Source organism: Variovorax sp. 20P10.2.4, from assembly GCF_058244205.1.
This window is the reverse complement of the sequence record NZ_JBZAYE010000876.1, coordinates 1-2464: the sequence shown is the minus strand read 5'-3', so window position 1 is coordinate 2464 and position 2464 is coordinate 1. Positions and strand designations below refer to the sequence as shown.

At 72.3% G+C, this 2464-nt stretch carries 2 protein-coding genes; both read right to left on the bottom strand.

Features of this window, described 5'->3' with window-relative positions; translation table 11 throughout:
- Positions 1–84 precede the first annotated feature (84 nt).
- Complete coding sequence (locus AC27VN_RS38840; RefSeq protein ID WP_177239237.1) at positions 85–1467, bottom strand: cache domain-containing protein; 1383 nt, start codon at positions 1465–1467, stop codon at positions 85–87.
- 43 nt (positions 1468–1510) lie between these two features.
- The coding region (locus AC27VN_RS38835) for a phosphotransferase family protein (RefSeq protein WP_490880117.1) at positions 1511–2464 on the bottom strand (954 nt) is incomplete at its 5' end.

Here is a 2464-nt window from a genome sequence, read left to right as displayed (position 1 = left end):
ATCGGAGCCGGGGTGCGGGCCTTGGCGGTCGTCATCGTCGGGGCATTCGTTGGGGTGGATGAAAGAAGGGGTTGCTTGGGTCGTTCAACCCGAGGCGCCGCCCACGGCCCGCGCGGCCGCCGCGGGCACGATCGCGACGATGCGCGTGCGCCCGCTGCCCGAGCGCACCACGAGCTGCCCGTCGATCGAGGCCACGCGCTCGCGCATGTTGCGCAGGCCGATGCCGCGCCGCGGATCGAGCTGCACGGCATCGACGTCGAAGCCGATGCCGTCGTCGCCGACCTCGAGCCGCACCTCGCGCTCGCCGAAGGCCAGCGCGATGTGCACCTCGTGCGCGAGCGCATGCTTGCGCACATTGGTCAGCGCCTCCTGCGTGGTGCGGAACAGCGCGGTCTTCACTTCCTGCGAGAGTTCGAAGGGCTCGCCCTCGACCATCAGCGAGGCGGCGGTCGAGCCCTGGCCCTCCTCGCCGAATTCGTCGACCAGCCGCTCGAGCGCGGCCGGCAGGCCCAGCGTGTCGAGCAGCGCGGGGCGCAGCCGGTGCGAGATGCGGCGCACCTCGGTCAGCGAATCGTTGAGCCGCTGCAGCGCCTTGCCCAGCGCGGGCGGCGCGGGATGCTGCGCGCGGTCGAGCGCGTCGACGGCCGACTCGATCAGCAGCTTGGCCGACACCAGGGTCTGACTGGTGCCGTCGTGCAGCTCGCGCGCGAGATGGCCGCGCTCCTCCTCCTGCGACTGCACCACGCGGCGCGCGAGCAGGCGCAGCTTGGCCTCGGCCACGCGGTGCTCGCTGAGGTTGAGCAGCAGGCCGCCGGCGCTGACCACGCCCAGGCACAGCGCGGCGATGCCGGCGATCCACAGCAGGGTGGTCGTGACGTTGGCGCTGATCTGGCGGTCGAGCGACTGCACGGTGGCTTCCATGTCGTCGAGGTACAGCCCGGTGCCGACCATCCAGTTCCAGCGCGGCAGCGCCACCACGTAGCCGAGCTTGGGCGCGCGTTGCGTGCTCGAGGGCTTGCGCCATTCGTACTCGACGTAGCCGCCGCCCTCCTTCGCGCGCGCGATCAGGTCCTGGATCGTGAAGCGGCCGCTGGAGTCCTTGAGCCCCCAGAGGTCCTGGCCCACGAGGTCGGGCTGGCGCGAGTGCATCAGCGAGCGGCCCTGCAGGTCGTAGACGAAGAAGTAGCCGTCGTCGCCGTAGTCGAGCGCGGCCAGCCGGCGCAGCGCCTCGGCGCGCGTGGCCTCGTCGTCCTGGCCGGCGTCGTACAGCGGCTTGACGATGCTGATCGCGAGATCGACGTAGCTGCGCAGTTCGTTGCGCCGCTGGGTCATGTAGCTCTGCTCGATCAGCGCGCGCTCGCGCTGCGCGAGGTCGTGTTCCTGGTGCCGCACGGCGAGCGCGACCAGCACCAGCGCCACCAGCAGCGGTGCGACGGCCAGGGCCACGATCTTGGTGCGCAGGTTCATCTCGGGCGCGAAGACTACCACCGCCCCCGCCGGCGGCCCCGGCTCAGGCCTGGCCGGCGATCCGGGCGTTGCGCTCGAGCGCCCACAGCAGGTCCTCGGCCTCGCCGGCCAGCGCGCAGTCGTGGATCTGCCGCAGGCCGATGTGGAGCTGGTAGCAGCGCAGCCGCTCGGCCGTGCCGGGGTCGGCCGGCAGGCTCTGCTCGAAGTGGCGCGCCTGCTGCTCCATGCAGGCGAGCCAGGGGCGCCAGAAGAAGACGTTGGCCACGTCGTAGAGCGGATCGCCGAACAGCGCCTCCGACCAGTCGATGACGCCGGTGATCTCGCGGCCGTCGGTCAGCACGTTGTTCGAGCCGAAGTCGCCGTGCACCAGCCGGCGGACCTCGGGGCAGGACGGCGCGAGGCCGCGCACGATCGCCAGTTGCCGCTCGACACGCCACAGGGCCTGCGCATCGAGCCGCGCCGCGCTCCAGTCGCACTCGGCGACCGCATCGAGGAAAGCGCGCCAGCTCGCATGCTCGCCGGTGCCGTTGGCGTCGAAGCGGCCGAAGCCGGTGGTGCCCGCGAGGTCGCTGGCGGCCAGGTGCTCGAGCGTGCGCGCGAGCGGCTCGGCCAGCAGCGACAGCATGTCGATCGGCAGGTCCTGCAGCGTGCTGCCCGGCAGGCGCCGCGACACGCAATAGAAGGGCTTGCCGAAGAACGGGCCCTCGAAGCTCTGGTCGAACGACAGGTCCTCGATGCGCCCGATGGCCGTGACCGCGGGCACCGGCAGCCCCGGCCGCGCGAAGCGGCGCGCCGCGAAGTCGTCCTTGTCGAAGCCCTCGCGCGAACGGTGGATGCGCACCACATGCTCGGCCTGGGCCGCGCTGCCCAGGCCCTCGGCGCGGAAGGCGAAGGCCTGCGACTCCTCGCCCTCGGCCAGCGGCACGAAGCCATGGACCGGGCCCAGCGCGCGCTCGAGCGCGGCGACGATGGAGGGCGCGGGCACGCGGGTCTTGGT

Bases quoted from the DNA above. Each gene is read 5' to 3' on its own strand.
- AC27VN_RS38840 (WP_177239237.1), bottom strand. From the start codon at position 1,467: ATGAACCTGCGCACCAAGATCGTGGCCCTGGCCGTCGCACCGCTGCTG.